This window comes from Paenibacillus sp. FSL R5-0527, from assembly GCF_038008055.1.
GTDB lineage: Bacteria > Bacillota > Bacilli > Paenibacillales > Paenibacillaceae > Fontibacillus > Fontibacillus macerans.
The window spans coordinates 6,594,964-6,610,496 of record NZ_JBBOYI010000001.1 but is presented as its reverse complement, the minus strand read 5'-3'; the positions used below and the strand labels follow the sequence as shown (position 1 = coordinate 6,610,496).

The 15,533-nt window shown below is 52.4% G+C and carries 13 protein-coding genes; 6 read left to right on the top strand and 7 right to left on the bottom strand.

The features are described 5' to 3' along the window. The first annotated feature begins 108 nt into the window (after positions 1-108). Together NYE69_RS29705 and NYE69_RS29700 are read left to right on the top strand one after the other, a co-directional pair. A complete protein-coding gene (locus NYE69_RS29705) occupies positions 109-2,163 on the top strand; it encodes a peptidoglycan D,D-transpeptidase FtsI family protein (RefSeq protein ID WP_328270305.1) in 2,055 nt (684 codons plus the stop codon). Between the two features lie 211 nt (positions 2,164-2,374). Continuing rightward, entirely contained in the window at positions 2,375-3,181 is an 807-nt protein-coding gene (locus NYE69_RS29700; RefSeq protein WP_328270306.1) for a polysaccharide deacetylase family protein, read from the top strand. A 113-nt stretch (positions 3,182-3,294) separates the two neighbouring features. On the opposite strand, the gene NYE69_RS29695 is transcribed toward NYE69_RS29700, so the two are convergent. The 7 genes from NYE69_RS29695 to NYE69_RS29665 all read right to left on the bottom strand — a co-directional run bounded on the left by NYE69_RS29695 (position 3,295) and on the right by NYE69_RS29665 (position 11,529). Beyond that, the gene (locus tag NYE69_RS29695) at positions 3,295-4,506 is read right to left on the bottom strand and encodes an ABC transporter permease (RefSeq protein ID WP_328270307.1); all 1,212 of its coding nucleotides are present in this window, start codon (positions 4,504-4,506) and stop codon (positions 3,295-3,297) included. Next, positions 4,503-5,225: an ABC transporter ATP-binding protein gene (locus NYE69_RS29690; RefSeq protein ID WP_328270308.1), complete on the bottom strand. Its 723-nt coding sequence runs from the start codon at positions 5,223-5,225 to the stop codon at positions 4,503-4,505. Before NYE69_RS29690 ends, NYE69_RS29695 begins: the two co-directional genes overlap by 4 nt. Then, the gene (locus tag NYE69_RS29685; RefSeq protein ID WP_340929584.1) at positions 5,222-6,679 is read right to left on the bottom strand and encodes an efflux RND transporter periplasmic adaptor subunit; all 1,458 of its coding nucleotides are present in this window, start codon (positions 6,677-6,679) and stop codon (positions 5,222-5,224) included. The genes NYE69_RS29690 and NYE69_RS29685 overlap by 4 nt, the downstream gene beginning before the upstream one ends. A 202-nt stretch (positions 6,680-6,881) precedes the next feature. Continuing rightward, positions 6,882-8,072, bottom strand: coding sequence for a TolC family protein (locus NYE69_RS29680; RefSeq protein WP_328270310.1), 1,191 nt, complete (start codon positions 8,070-8,072; stop codon positions 6,882-6,884). A gap of 135 nt (positions 8,073-8,207) precedes the next feature. Then, positions 8,208-9,362 (bottom strand): hypothetical protein, encoded by a 1,155-nt coding sequence (locus NYE69_RS29675; protein WP_328270311.1) that lies wholly within the window; start codon positions 9,360-9,362, stop codon positions 8,208-8,210. Next, the gene (locus tag NYE69_RS29670; RefSeq protein WP_328270312.1) at positions 9,359-10,819 is read right to left on the bottom strand and encodes a sensor histidine kinase; all 1,461 of its coding nucleotides are present in this window, start codon (positions 10,817-10,819) and stop codon (positions 9,359-9,361) included. The genes NYE69_RS29675 and NYE69_RS29670 overlap by 4 nt, the downstream gene beginning before the upstream one ends. Continuing rightward, entirely contained in the window at positions 10,816-11,529 is a 714-nt protein-coding gene (locus NYE69_RS29665) for a response regulator transcription factor (RefSeq protein ID WP_328270313.1), read from the bottom strand. The genes NYE69_RS29670 and NYE69_RS29665 overlap by 4 nt, the downstream gene beginning before the upstream one ends. Before the next feature lie 339 nt (positions 11,530-11,868). On the opposite strand from NYE69_RS29665, the gene NYE69_RS29660 reads away from it, so the two are divergent. The 4 genes from NYE69_RS29660 (at position 11,869) to NYE69_RS29645 (ending at position 15,531) form a co-directional block, all read left to right on the top strand. After that, on the top strand, positions 11,869-12,852 hold the full coding sequence (locus NYE69_RS29660; protein ID WP_051985285.1) for a metal ABC transporter solute-binding protein, Zn/Mn family: 984 nt from the start codon (positions 11,869-11,871) through the stop codon (positions 12,850-12,852). Positions 12,853-12,927: 75 nt separating this feature from the next. Next, positions 12,928-13,686 carry a metal ABC transporter ATP-binding protein gene (locus tag NYE69_RS29655; RefSeq protein ID WP_036620029.1) on the top strand — a complete coding sequence of 253 codons (759 nt, stop codon included), beginning with the start codon at positions 12,928-12,930 and terminating at the stop codon, positions 13,684-13,686. 5 nt (positions 13,687-13,691) lie between these two features. Next, the gene (locus tag NYE69_RS29650) at positions 13,692-14,645 is read left to right on the top strand and encodes a metal ABC transporter permease (RefSeq protein ID WP_340930574.1); all 954 of its coding nucleotides are present in this window, start codon (positions 13,692-13,694) and stop codon (positions 14,643-14,645) included. A 1-nt stretch (position 14,646) separates the two neighbouring features. Continuing rightward, entirely contained in the window at positions 14,647-15,531 is an 885-nt protein-coding gene (locus tag NYE69_RS29645) for a metal ABC transporter permease (RefSeq protein WP_340929580.1), read from the top strand. The last annotated feature ends 2 nt before the right edge of the window (positions 15,532-15,533 follow it).

Sequence of the window (15,533 nt, the reverse complement as noted above, 5' to 3'; positions counted from 1 at the left end):
CTGTAACTTCGCTACGATTCTTGCGTTATGTTAATATAGATAAGGCTAACGGTTGCCTCGATCATGCCGATAAACGACTCATCAGGGGAAGAAAGTAGGGGAATCGCAGTGAAACGCGTCTACAGTGAAGATCCGCGCGAACAAGAAGCGTCGATGCAGAGACATTTTAATATACGGCTGAACATGTTTTTCTTCAGCGCATTTGCCATTTTTACCGTCATTATTGTGCGGCTGGCGATTTTGCAGTTTGTGGAAGGCCCAACCCTGTCCAAGCAGGAAAGCAGCCTGCGGGTGAAGGATGTGCCGCTGGCGCCCACGCGGGGCACGATCTATGCGGCCGGCGGGGAGAAGCTGGCGTATTCCACGCCCGTCCAGTCTCTCTATATTACTTTGCAGAAGGATTACAGCAATACGACGGACAAGGGGAAAAAGAACCGTCCGGAAGCGCTGGCCTTGGCGGATAAATTAAAAGAAGTGTTCGACAAGTACGGCAAAGCGGATTCCAAGATGACGAAGGACGCCATCATCGAAGCCATGGACCTGGATTACCGGAAGCAAAACGGATTTTCGCCGCGCCGGATCAAAATGGATTTGACCAAGGAAGAGGTCGCTTATTTTCTGGAGCGGAAGGATCAGTTCCCGGGGATTGATATCGTCGAAGAGAGCATCCGGCATTACGATCCGGATACGGTAGCCGTGCAGACGATCGGGTATATCCGGAAGTACTCCAATGCCTCGACGAACCTTGATTTTTATAAACAGATCCGCGCGCAAAAAGATACGCCGCCGGATATGCAGTACACGGAAAACGAGGACGTCGGTTACGACGGGCTGGAATTGTATTATCAGAGCGAGCTGCGCGGCAAAAACGGGTACAAAAGCGTCCCGATCGATCCGCGGAACATGGCCACGGGCATTCCGGAGATCACGCCGCCGGTGAAAGGAAACGACCTGCACACGACCATCAACAAAAACATTCAGCTTGTGGCCGAACAAGCGATTTTGGACCAAATTGCGTGGGTGCATACGCACCCGGTGTCCGGTGAAGTTCATCCCAACGCCAAAACCGGGTATGCCGTAGCTATGGAAGTGGATACCGGAAACGTGGTGGCGATGGCCAGCATGCCGGATTACGATACGAACGTCTGGCAGTCGGGCGGTGTTTCGCCTGATGATTGGAAGAAGATTTCAAGCAATTATATGAATGGGACAATTACCCCATTTAGTTCGGGACGGTCGGGACATGATTTCGAATCTACCGTCTTGCTTGGATCCACGATTAAACCGTTGTCCGTGTTGATCGGCTTAAACGAAGGCTTGTTTACGACGAGTGATCGATACAACGATACGGGGATTGCCTATTTCGGGAAAAACAATTCGTCGAGCGTCAAAAATTCACATAGAAGCGCATACGGCTTAATTGATCCGCGAGCGGCAATCAAGCATTCCTCCAACACTTTTATGGTCAACATGGTTGGGGAGAGACTTTACAATAAGTACCGCGCCAAAGGAATCGATGTTTGGGACAGCTATATGAAGCAGTTTGGCCTTGGCGTATCCACGGGCGTGGATCTTCCGCAGGAGTATCTGGGCAAGCTGGAGTATATGAACGATAAGGAAACCGCCTTGTCCCGGCTGGCGTATGCTTCCTTTGGGCAGCAGGGGAAATATACCACGCTGCAGCTGGCGCAGTATACGGCGACGCTTGCCACCAGAGGCAAGCGGATGGAACCCCATCTGGTCAGTAAAATTACCGATTCCGCAGGAAATGTTGTTCAGGAATTTGCACCGAAAGTACTCAACGAAGTTAAATTTAATAATGCATATTGGAAAGAAGTTATCGCTGGGATGAGCACTGACGTGAATTTCGCATTTTCCGGCTTCCCGTATGACTTTGCCAGAAAAACAGGAACCTCGGAGCAATGGGGTGCCGGAAGAAATAGAGATAACGGCGTATTTATCGCCTTTGCGCCGCGCGAAAATCCGAAGCTTGCTGTCGCTGTAGTGATACCGGAAGGCGGCTTTGGCGCTTACAGCGCCGCGCCGGTGGCCCGTAAAATTTTCGATGCCTACGATCAGGAATATGGCCTCGACGGCGTGCCGAAGAAGGCGAAAAACCAGCAAACGAACGGCCAGGCCGCTGAGAATAACAAGGCGGAGTAAGAACCCTAAAATTGAACAATACATGGATCAGCGATCTTTTCACAACATCGTTTGGGAGCAGGTCGCTGATTTTTTTTGCATGCTTAGGAGTGTATCCGGAAGATGGATCAATATTCTTAGAATTTACAATCTCGATACAAGTCTTCTGAAATCCGAAACAAGATCCCTCTATAATAAATCCAACGAAACAAAAAGCGTTGAGGAGAAAATCATGCGTAGAAATCATCTTTTGTTTAGACTCCTAGTTTTGGCCGGATTTGTAATTGCTCTGATCTATGCGGCTATTCCCGCCCACTTGTCCGGCAAATCAACAGTAGAAACTGCCGTTCCTTCTTTAGTGGCCAATCCTATAGAACAAAAACAACCTGTTTACCTGCCGGTTCCTGCTCCTGCTTCGGCTCCCAAATCCAAAAAAGTAGTGGCCTTGACCTTTGATGACGGACCGGACGGAAAATATACCGGAAAAGTACTTGATATTTTAAGAGAACAAAAAGTAAAAGGTACATTTTTTGTTATAGGTGAAAGAGTCGAGCAATATCCTGAGGTCTTAGAGCGCATCGTTAGTGAAGGGCATGCCCTGGGCAACCATTCCTGGAGTCACCGGAATTTAGCCAAGATCAGTGAAAAAGAAATGCGTGAGGAAATTACAAAAACGGATGAAGCCATTCATGAGGTTGTCGGATTTGTACCGGTGCTTATGCGCCCTCCTTATGGAGCCAAGTCGGATCGAGTAGAGGAGGAGATCGCCCTATTGGGGCATGCCATGGCCTTATGGAATGTCGATCCGCGTGATTGGGACGGCGCCTCCGCCTCTGACATACTTGAGACCGTCAAGTCCGGTCCTGAGGGGGAGGTCACTATCCTGATGCATTCTTCAGGGGGGAGAGGCGGAGACCTGAGTAACACGATCAAGGCGCTTCCAGAGATTATCGATTACTATAAATCAAATGGCTATATCTTTGTCACTGTGCCCGAACTAAAGGGCTTGGAGAGTCAGGCGATTAGAAAGAACGAGTAATGCTATGGACATTCAAGATATATTTCATAGCTATCTACAATTATAAGTACCCGTCAAAAACCTTGATTTTACAAGGCTTTTGACGGGTTTTAGTTTCCGTTCCGCTACAAATCTTATTCATAACGCAGGGCATCAATCGGTTTGAGCTTGGAGGCCTTCAGTGCCGGATATACTCCAAAGACTATCCCGACCAGCACACTGCTGGTGAAGGAATAGATAATCGGCTCATAGGAGAATTCTATCGGCATACCCGCGAACTTCTCCAGCAGTTTGGCTCCGCCGATTCCAACGAAAATGCCGATGATTCCGCCAATCAGACTGATGAATACCGATTCGGTCAGGAATTGGGTCAAAATATTGCTGCGCTGAGCGCCAATCGCTTTGCGGATTCCAATCTCCCGCGTCCGTTCGGTTACCGAGACGAGCATAATGTTCATAATGCCGACCCCGCCGATGATGAGAGAAATTATGGCAACCCCGAGCAGGAGCAGATTCATAGTATCATTCACTCCGGTGGACATTTGCATAATCTCGGATTGGGTCATGATTTGGAAATCATCCTGATCCGCGGGTTTCAGCTTGTGACTGCTGCGCAGAAGCTGCTGAATCCCCGCCCGAGCCTGATCTATTTTATCAAATGTTACGGCAGACGCGTTTATTTCCTGAATATTCATTTGCCCGAACATATTCATCCCCGTCGTGATCGGGATATAAATCTGTTTGTTCGTGTAGCTGCGCATCGCATCCGCGGGACTCATAATCCCTATGACCTTAAACGGGATATCCTTGATTTGGATGGTCTCTCCTATGGTCTTGGCCGATGACTGGCCAAAAAGAGTTTGAGCCGCATCGGAGCCGAGAATGGCCACGTTAACACGGTTGTCTTCCTCATAAGATGTGAAAGTACGCCCATAGGCCAGCGATTGCTTTTTGACGCGGTAAAAGGCTCCCGAGGTCCCCTCAATCTGTGCATTGAGCACCTGCCGATTCCACGTGGCTTTCGCTGAACTCATGGCACTGGGTGCTACATCGGCGACAGAGGGGAGCTTCTTCATGGCTTTCACGTCCTCCAGCGTGAAATCCTTCGGCTGGGCCATCGTCATCCAATTGTCCTCATCATAAGGTATATATGGGTAAATCATGAGCAGGTTACTGCCCAAGCCGTTAATTTCTTTCGTGATGCTGGCGGTCGTTCCGCTGCCAATCGCCATAATAGAAATGACGGCCCCAATCCCGATGATAATCCCTAGCATCGTCAGGATCGTACGGAGCAGATTGCCGCGCAGACTGCTCAGCGCTACACGAATCGTCTCCAGCATATTCATTCCTCCGCCACTTCCCTTCGCGCGATTCTCCGGTTCTCCACCGGATGATCCTGTTCTATTTGGCCGTCGCGAAAGTGAATCAGCCGCTTGGCGTACTCCGACACCTCAATATCATGGGTAACCAGTACGATCGTCTTGCCGTTGTCATTCAGATCCTGAAAGATCTCCATAATTTCTTGGCTGGTCCGCGAGTCCAGCGCCCCTGTCGGTTCATCCGCCAGCAGGATCACGGGATTGGTGACAAGCGCTCTGGCAATAGAAACACGCTGCTGCTGTCCGCCTGACAGCTCGTTTGGCTTATTGTACATCCGCTCTGCCAATCCGACATTCACCAGCGCCTCCATCGCACGTTCACGCCGCTCCCGGGCTGGCACGCCCGCATAGAGCATGGGTAATTCTACATTAGCGAGCGCCGTAGATCGCGGGAGCAGATGGAATTTTTGGAATACGAAGCCGATCTTCTCATTGCGGATGTAGGCCAGCTCACTTTCACGAGCGTCCAGAATGGAGTATCCGTCCAGATAGAACTCGCCGGAGGTAGGCGAATCCAGGCAGCCCATCACATTCATCATGCTGGATTTGCCTGAACCCGACGGACCCATGACAGCGACGAATTCTCCTTCCGTAATGGACAGACTAACGTCCCGGAGCGCATGAATTTCCTGATCGCCTACATGATAGATCTTTTTCAGATTTTTAATCTCCATTACATAATTCATGGGAAGACAGCTCCTCCCGAGGCATTCATCATTCCGGCGCCTCCCGGAGCAGGGATGACAACGGTGTCGCCCTCATTGACCCCCGACTTCAGCTCTACGCGGTCTGTAGTGTAGAGTCCCAGCTCGACAGGCTTAAATTCAAAGACAGACGTATTGGAAGGATCGGCGGCGACATAGACTCCGTCTGCTCCCCCGTCCGATTGGATGGCGGTCACGGGGACAAACAAGACATTTTCACGCTTGCTGAGCTCGATGGCGATATTCATAATCATTCCCGTCTTCAGCTTGTTGTCCAAATTAGAGATTGATATCTCCGCCGGATAGGCATTTACACCCTCCTCTGTAGCGACTTCGGGAGAGATGAAGGTGACGGTGCCCGCGAATTCCTCGCCAGGATAAGCCGTAGTAGTCAGAATGGCTTTCTGTCCGGTTTTCACCTTAACAATGTCACTCTGGTTGATCTTGGTCGCAATCTTCAGGTCATTGGAATTGGAGTTGTTCATTACGATGAACGGAGCCGTGGGGCTTGTCCCCACGTCGCCATTGACCTTGAGGATGACTCCATCCCAGGGAGCTGTAATCTGAAGTTTGTTCAGCTCACTGCGCTTTTGCTCCAGATCGGTCTCAGCCCGGCTAATGTCGATGCGCAGATTCTCCAGTGTATCCGCCTCCGGCGGGGCCTTGAGCTTTTTAAGCTCTAATTGGGCGCTACGGTAGGACAACTCTGCATCCTCAATGCTGCTCTCGATCTGATCGCGGGTCTTGCGTACTTGCAGCTCCGTAGCGTCATAACTGGCTTGCGCCTTCTCCCACGCTTGCTCCGCTTCCGCCATCTCCTTGGTGGAGACGGCCCCGGACTCGTTTAGGAATTTTTGATCTTCATAGGTTTTCCTTGCCAGTTCCAGATCGCTTTTGGCCGTCTTGAGCCGCTCCTCGGCCTCCTGAAGATCATAGCTTTTCTTGGCATTTTCCAGTGCTTTCGCGGCCTTTTGTACATTCAATTCCTGCAGTTCCACCTCGGTTTCCTTTGGTCCTTTGGTCGCCTCGGCCAACTTGGAACGGGCCATACGCAGCGTGTCCTCGGCATTCTGAATTTGCAGCTTTGCTTCCGTATCGTTCAACCGGGCCAGGAGTTGTCCCTTTTTCACCTGATCTCCGACCTTGACATTCACCTCGGCCAGCTTGTCCGTGCTGGTGCTGTTGAAGTTCAGATTCACCTCTTTGGAGGCTTTGACTGTTCCGGTGACGGACAGCGTCTCGGTGATGTCCCCGCGCTTCACGACGATCGCTTCGTTAGGGATCGCTGCCATCTCTGGCGCGGATTTATGCATTGAGCTATATACGGCAGCTCCGCCGCCACCGAGCGCGAGCAGCACGACGAGGCTGATTATCCATTTTTTGCGGCGTTTCTTGCGTAATTGCTGTAGCGCGTTGTTCATTTGGTTCTGCGACATGTAACTTCCTCCTGAAAGTTTTGTGAGCGTTGCTTCCTGAATGGGCTTCGTACAAAACTCGCATCGGAAGCATAGACTTAGTTTTGTGAGCGTTGCTTCCTGAATGGGCTTCGTACAAAACTCGCATCGGAAGCATAGACTCAGTTTTGTGAGCGTTGCTTCCTGAATGGGCTTCGTACAAAACTCGCTTCGGAAGCATTGGCTAACTGCTCCAAGGTTTGTTCAAGGTATAATTGGACTGGATCAGTCTCGTGGCCAGCTCGCTAATTTGCTGCTTCAATTGATCGACGCTCAGGCGAGCTTTGATCAACTCTAGTTCTACGATCAGGCCGCGTTCCCACTTCTTCTGAGCCAGTTCTAGGTCAGCCTGGGCGATCTTCAGATCTTCGTGCAGTTGTACGTATTTTTTCTGTTCTTCTTGCAGCGCGGTATAGAGAGATCTTACCGATTCGGCAAATTCGTCCTTGCCGTTGGTCAGCGCCTCATTGGCATTTTTCAAATCCAGCTTGACCATTTCATAATCTTCGGATGTTCCTTGGAAATTATAATAATGCAGACTGATCTTTGCATTTTTGACAGCGTCCTGCAGCTGCCAGATGGTTGGATTGTTTTGGAGCAAGCCTGTAATATGCGCCTCGATATTCATGGGCTCGGGCTCCTGGTAAACCGGGTAATCCACAAGCTGAAAGACCGTCCCCTTCGGCTTGTTCATCAAGGTGTTCAGCTCGTCCCTGGCCTGTTGCAGATCGGTTTTGCGTTCCTCCAATGTCCGCTCGGCATCCGAGCGCGCCTTCGTGCTTTCGATCTTGCCCTTCTCCGAGATGAGTCCCCGGGATAGCTTGGCGATCGCAATGCGCTCCTCCAGCTTGGCGATTTGAGCGGACTCCTGAGCGACATTGACCTGATTCTCGGCTGTGATAATGGCGTAATAGGCTTTCATGGTCTGAAAATAAACCTTATCTTTGGCAAATTCAGTCTGCTTCTTGGCGGACAGGTAGGACAGGTTAGCGGAGGTGTAGTCTCTCCAAGCAGCGTTGCTGGCTGTGGAATCCGATTCTTCCAGATTAGATGGAAGTTGTAAGGCTCCCAGGGCATTGGTGCTCTTTTTTAGCTCCAGATCTTTGCGTTCGAGGTCCTGAGCGGCTGTCTTCAAGGTGTAGCTGTTGGCCTGAGCCCATGCGTTGGCTTGGTCGAGAGTAAGCTCCTGCTGCTGAGCGCTGTTGCTTATATTGGCTGCCTGTGCTATATCTTCTGGCGCAGCAACCTTGGCATCCGACGGTGTCGCCCGATCAGTTGCCGAACCGCCCGGAACGGTAGACGCAGCAGCTGACGGCGCACTAAAGACAGCGGACAACGACAGAAACAGCACGGCTGCGGCTGCTTGATGTTTCATGGAGATGCTCCTTTCAAAATGGAGAAGTATAAGAGGTTGAACTTGCATTATAACCTAAAATATTATAATTGGCAGTTGTATCCGTCTCGGTCACAATTGTATCCAAGTTGTAAAATATGAGTATGTTATGCCGTGTTACCAGGCGCGGAACGTGAAGCGGTAAATCTCGCTTTTTTCCATAGAGCTGCTCACAACAAAGAGATTGTCGCCGTTCCATTTCAGATTGACAAAATTATCGATATTACGATACACCACCGTGTCCGACAATAACTTGTCGCCGTCAAGATAAGCCATGTGCAGCTCATTTTTTTGGTTTTCAAGCGCCTTAAAATAAGCAATCCGGGATTCATCTTCATTTAGATCGAAGCTCCAGATGTTGCCTTTCATCAGAAGATCGAACCGCTTTGAGGCGGCTTGGTATATGAATAGCCCCGGCACCTTGTTCACAGTGCCCTGAACCAGTATATCGCCGTTCTTGAGCACTCTGAATTGCTGTATTTCCTCCGCGGGGGTGCACGCAACTGGATTGTTCCGCCCATTCACGGGAAAGCGGTATACTATGGTCGTGTTATTCCAGCCGACAAGAGTATAAAAGTACTGCAAATCCCGGCTGAACTCAATATTGAAGAGAATCCACACGTCATCCGGATTCGGGATATGATTCTCCTTGGCAACCAGCTTTATGATTTCTTCATCGCTGTATATTAAGCGTTTCTTGTCTGAATTTAAATCGATCATTTTGAATACGAGATTATCGTGCCCGATGTATGCGTCGTTGCCGATATACTCCCGGTAAAAGGAATTGTCATCAGCCAGTTTCCGCCGCTGCCCGGATTTCATATCGTACTCATAGGTTGTTTGCTGTGCCTGCGGTGAGCGATATTCGGAAAAGATCATCTTCTTCCGATCGGGGCTCAAGACTACGCCGTAACCGGTGTTCGTCGCAAGATCCCTCACATGGTTGTCATCCAGTTTAAGCATGGAAATTTTGATGCCGGTATAAGAGTTTTCCGGCCGGTTCAGGATCAAGGTGTTTTGATCAGCGACTTCAAAATCGTAGATGGCAAAATCATTGGGCAGCTTGATCGCGGCCTCAATCTGAACCGTACTGTTTGGCGGAGGGGCGAGACGGCTGCTGAATTGCGCTTCCGGGAGAATGACCGTCCTCAGTTTGGAACCGTTCATGTCGAACAAAGCTCCGACCCCGAATATGCCGCCGACAAAGGCGGCCAGCAAAATGGTCAATAGGAGCACATCGCGATGTTTTGTCCAGAATTCCCGGTTCTTCATGCCGGCCATTCTCCCGGAAGATGGATGTGTACCTGTGTCCCTAGGTTCACTGCACTTAACATTTGGATGGTTCCTCCATGCTGTTCTATTGTATTTTTTACGATGGACAAGCCGAGGCCGGCGCTTCCTCTCTCTTTTCTGTTCACCCCGTTCACCCGGTAAAACGGCTCAAGCACATGTTTCAGCGCCTCTTCACTGATGCCTTCCCCCTGATCGCTGATCACGATATAAGCCGAATTGCCCGACCGGAACGACCGGACTTCGATCATCGAATTAACATATCCGTACTTAACCGAGTTATCGAGCACATTTAGGAACGCTTCCTTGAGCTTATGACGATCGCCCCGGATATGGAGGTTCTCCTCCAGTTCATAATGGATGGCGATATTATATTTGCCCGCCTTGATCGCCATGTCCTCGCAGGCCTCCCGAACGACCTTCGACACATCGATCCGTTCGAACCGATAGGCCTGCATCGCGGCGGACGCTACGGAAAATTCCAAAATATCCGCAACCATCACGTTCAGGCGCCTGCTTTCATTAATAATGTAGTCCAAGCCCTTGTCGAAAAACGCTTTGTCCGTAAATCCATTATCCCGCAATATTTGGGCATACCCCAGAATGGTGGTCAACGGCGTTTTTAATTCATGGGTCACATTGTCAAAAAATAATTTGCTGCGCGCCTGCACCTGTTTTACCTCATCTCGTTCACGTTCAATCACGTCGATCTGCTCCCGCACGCGGTTGATCATGACATTGAAGCTGGAAGCCAGTTCGCCGATCTCGTCTTTCGTGGAGATGTTCACGTCCGCATTCAGGTTGCCCTGCGCCACTTGTACCGAGCGTTTAGTGAGCACGCGGACCGGTCTGGTAATTTGCCGGGAAATGAAGACGGATGCGATAAATACAAATACAAAAATGACCGCCGCCAAATATTTGACCGTATTTTGAAAGCGTAAATGCCGTTTGAACAGCTCCGTATAATTTTTCTCCAATTGAATAATGCCGATGACTTGCCGGCCGGACATGACGGGAAAGGACAGGCTGGAGATGAGTTTACCTTTCTGCATCGATGTGGAGTACGCGATCTGCGAATTGGCGGCAGACTGTATATCCGGCCGTTCGGAGGCAATTACGGCAGGGCTGGAAGACGCATTATACGGAGAAGCATCCGGGTGATAAAGCGTAACCTTACCGCCCGCCGCGGCCCCGATCTGCTCCTCCAGGTCCCGGCTTCCCGCCTCCAGCGACTTTTCGTTCAATCGTTTGTTGTGAATCAGGAAATATTGATTGAGCGCAATGTCCAGATTTTTTTTGACCTGAATCATGTCTTCATGCACTTCCCGGTACATATTCTCTTCGCCCACTTTGTTTGAAAGGATGAGCAGGGAAGAGAAGCCGATAAATACGATGACCGAAAAAAGGGATACCATTTTGAACTGGATCGTCCACTTCATGTCCGCACCTGGGTGTCCAATCTGTAACCAACGCCGAACACCGTCTCGATAATGGAAGCTCCCTGACCGTCGCCGTCCAGTTTCTTGCGGATCCGCTGCACGTGTATATCCACTGTACGGGTGTCGCCGGCAAAGTCGTATCCCCATACTTTGTCCAGCAGTTCGGATCGCGTAAACACCTTGCGGTTATGGCTTGCGAGAAAGAGCAGTAAATCGTACTCCTTGTTTGTCAGTCCTGTGCGTTTTCCGTCCTTCCAAACCTCCCGCTCGTCCTTGCGAATCTCGATGTGCTTCCCCAAGCGAATAACCTCGAACGATTCAATTTCCAGCGTCTCGCTGATCAGATCGATTCGGCGGAATATCGCCCGGATACGCGCCACGACCTCCCGAATATCGAACGGTTTGGTGATGTAATCGTCTGCTCCCAGCTCCATGCCCAGCACCTTGTCCAGCATATCCGACTTGGCCGTAATCATAATGACCGGCGTTTTCGCATCGGCTGACAGATGCCTGCAAATATCGAACCCGCTCATATCGGGCAGCATCAAATCCAGCAGCACCAGGTCGGGATTGAGCCGGCTTAACATTTCAAGCCCTTCCGTCCCCGTCGCCGCTTCGTGGATCACGAACCCTTCCTTTCGCAAAGAATAAGACAATATGTCACGGATGGAATCTTCGTCCTCAATGATTAATAATTGCTTATGTCTCATATTCCTTTTAAATCTCCCCTGCTCCTGCAATTCGTCTTCTTATATATTTTGAAGCCAAGGCAAACAATTGAACAGAGGTCAGAGCAAAAATTTACAACTTCGATACAAATGCCGTGAGTTTCGAAACATCGATCCTGTATACTCAATTAATTTAGGCAGAAAACAACGATTCATTTAAACCGAAAAGCAAGAGGAAAAATCCTCTTGCTTTTTTGTATGCGCTGCGTGTAAAATTTGCACTAGGGAAACATTTTTATATTCAACTAAAAAGAAGGCATTAGATAAACAAGTGTTCACTGGGGAAACAACTAATCCAAAATAAGGAGATGAATTGGGGAAATGAGCGAAAAGGACGAATGGAAGATCAAAAAAAGCCCGTTTCAGCGGGCCAAAATGACGCTGGGGATGCTGGCTTTAATCATTCTGGCGGCATGTTCGAAAGTAGAGGGGCAAGCCGATCTGACGCATCGGCACGATGACGGGACGCCGATTCAGGTCGTGTCGACGATCGGGATGATAACCGATGTGGTTCGGGAGGTCGGCGGGGAGGAAGTGGACGCAGCCGGGCTGATGGGCCCGGGCGTCGACCCCCACTTATATAAAGCGTCGCAGGGTGACGTGAAGAAGCTGGATGAGGCGGAGATTATTTTTTACGGCGGGCTGCACCTGGAAGGGAAAATGACGGAGATTTTCGAGAAGCTGGAGCAAAAGAAGCGGACGGTCGCCGTTTCTCAAAATATCGACCCTGCGCTGCTTAGATCGGGCGAGGATGCGGGGGGCTCGCAATACGATCCGCATATCTGGTTCAACGTCCAGCACTGGATAACCGCGACTGAAACGATCCGCGACACGCTGATGGAGTACGATCCAAAGCATGCCGAGGTATACCGGCAGAACGCGGAGGCCTACATAGGGGAGCTGGAGCAGCTGGATGCCGAGGTTAAACAACGGATCGCGGAAATCCCCGAACAGGACCGGGTCCTGGTGACGGCGCACGACGCGTTCGGGTACTTCGGGGACGCTTACGGGATTAAGGTGATGGGGCTGCAGGGCATCAGCACGGCGGCGGAATACGGTTCGAGGGATGTCAGCAAGCTGCGGGATTTTTTGGTGGAGAATCAAATTAAAGCGGTGTTCGTGGAATCGAGCATTCCGACCAAATCGATGGAAGCCGTGATCGCCGGCGCCAAGGAAAAAGGGCATACGGTGAAGATCGGCGGGGAATTGTACTCCGATTCGCTGGGCGAACCCGGCGGCGAGGCGGATACGTACATCAAGATGGTCCGCCACAACGTAAACACCATCGTGGAAGCGTTGAAATAAGAAACGTCAACCGGACGGCATATTTATTTCAAATGAAGCGGCGGCAGCGCTGCCCGAAGAAACGAGGCGATTAAAATGAAAGTGGTTCCGCTTGAAGTTGATCAACTAACGATCGCTTATCAGAAGAAACCGGTGTTAAGATCGGTATCGTTTCAGATTCCCGAGGGGAAGCTGATCGGTGTGCTGGGCCCGAACGGAGCGGGCAAGTCAACCCTGCTCAAAGCGGTGCTCGGGCTTATCCCGAAAGTGCAGGGGGAAGTGAGCATTTACGGCAAACCTTACCGGGAGCAGCGGAAAATCGTAGGGTACGTGCCCCAGCGGGAATCGGTGGATTGGGATTTTCCGACGAACGCGCTGGATGTGGTGATGATGGGCCGCTATGGTCATTTGGGCTGGTTCCGCCGGCCCGGCGCGAAAGAGCGGCAGATCGCCATGGAGTGTCTGGCAAAGGTCGGCATGGCCGACTACGCCGGCCGGCAAATCAGCCAGCTGTCCGGCGGGCAGCAGCAGCGGGTGTTCCTCGCCCGGGCGCTGGCGCAAAACGCGCAGCTTTATTTTATGGATGAGCCGTTTGCCGGGGTGGACGCCACGACCGAAAAAGCGATTATCGGCCTTTTGCATGAATTAAAGGAACAGGGCAAAACCGTGCTCGTCGTGCATCATGATTTGGCCACGGTGAGGGAATATTTCGACCACGTGCTGCTGCTGAACGGCGAGCTGATCGCCGCCGGCCCGACCGCGGAGACATTCACCCCGGAAAATTTGCAAAAAACGTACGGCGGACGGATCGCCATGCTGCAGGATCTCGCGGCCGTACCGGCGGGGACGGTGTGATGAACATGCTGGTGAACCTGATCTCTTGGATCACGGATCCGAACATGCGGTGGATTTTGGCCGGATCGCTGCTGCTGGGGCTCGGGAGCGGTGTGATCGGATCGTTTGCTTATCTGCGCAAGCAAAGCCTGCTGGGCGACGCGCTGGCCCATGCCGCGCTGCCCGGCATCTGCATCGCCTTCATGCTGAGCGGCGTCAAATCGGTGGGCTTGTTCATCATCGGAGCGGCCCTGGCCGGGATGCTGGCGACGTTCGGCATCTCCGCGATCACCCGGTATTCGCGCATTAAGCAGGACGCGGCGCTCGGCATCGTGTTGTCGGTCTTTTTCGGGATCGGCATCGTCATGCTGACGAAGATCCAGCACAGCGGCAACGGCAACCAAAGCGGGCTGGATAAATATATGTTCGGCCAGGCGGCTTCCATGATGCTGTCCGATGTGTATATGATGGGGGCGGTGGCAGTGCTCTTGATCCTCGTCAGCACCTTGTTGTTCAAGGAGTTCAAGCTGGTCAGCTTCGATCCCGGCTTCGCCCGGGGGATGGGGATGAACGCGGCTTTTCTGGAACAGCTGCTGCTGTTCATGACCGTGGTGGCCGTCGTCATCGGCATCCAGGCGGTAGGCGTCGTGCTCGTGGCGGCTCTCTTGATCACCCCGGCCGTGGCCGCCAGGTATTGGACGGATGCCCTGGGCTTCATGGTAATATTGGCCGGATTGTTTGGAGCGCTGTCGGGCGTAACGGGGACGCTGATCAGCGGGGCGTTGTCCAACCTGCCGACCGGGCCGGTGACGGTGCTGGCCGCCACCTCGCTGTTTTTGGTCTCGGCGCTGTTCGCGCCAAACCGCGGGCTGCTGGCAAAATGGGTCCGGCACTGGCGGAACCGCAGCGAAGTACGGCAGCACGTGGAAGGGGCGGTTATCCGCCAAAGCGCAGGCGCTGTGGAAAGGGGGGCGGAGTAATATGGCCGATGTATGGATTATTGTGACCGGCACGCTGGTCGCCGCTGCCTGCGGCATGCTGGGATGTTTTCTGATTTTACGCAAAATGGCGATGGTGGGCGATGCGATCAGCCACTCCGTGTTGCCGGGGATCGCGATCGCGTTTCTGGTGAGCAGCTCGCGGGATTCGCTGCTGATGCTGATCGGGGCGGCCGCGCTCGGCCTGATTACCGTTTTCCTGATTCAGGCGCTTCAGCACAGCGGACTGCAGTCGGACGCCTCGATCGGCATCGTGTTTACGGCGCTGTTCGCGGTGGGCGTCATTCTCATCAGCCGCAACGCCGCCCATATCGACCTCGATCTCGACTGCGTGCTGTTTGGCGAAATCGCCTACGTGCAGTGGGACACCTGGGTCTGGAACGGCTACGACATGGGGCCGGCCGCCGTGTGGATGCTGGGCGGCACGCTGCTCGTCGTGCTGGCGGCGATCCTGCTGTTCTACAAGCAGTTCAAGCTGTGCGCGTTCGACCCGGCGCTTGCGGCCGCCGTGGGCATTCCGGTGGCGCTGTTCCATTATCTGCTGATGGGCCTGGTATCCTTGTCCACGGTCGCTTCGTTCGAAAGCGTCGGGGCGATCCTGGTCGTCGGCATGCTGATCGTCCCGGCTTCGGCGGCTTATTTGCTGACCGACCGGCTCAGCGTGATGCTGCTCCTCAGCGTGCTGATCGGCGCGGCCAGCGCCGCCGGCGGATATTACGCCGCCAAATGGCTGGACGCTTCGATCGCCGGCTGCATGGTCGCCGTGGCCGGGCTGCTGTTCGTGCTGGCGTTTCTGTGTTCGCCGTCGCACGGCCTTGCGGCCCGGCTGAGCCGGCGCCGGCGGTTGAAATCGGCCGCGGCCGCTTAGGA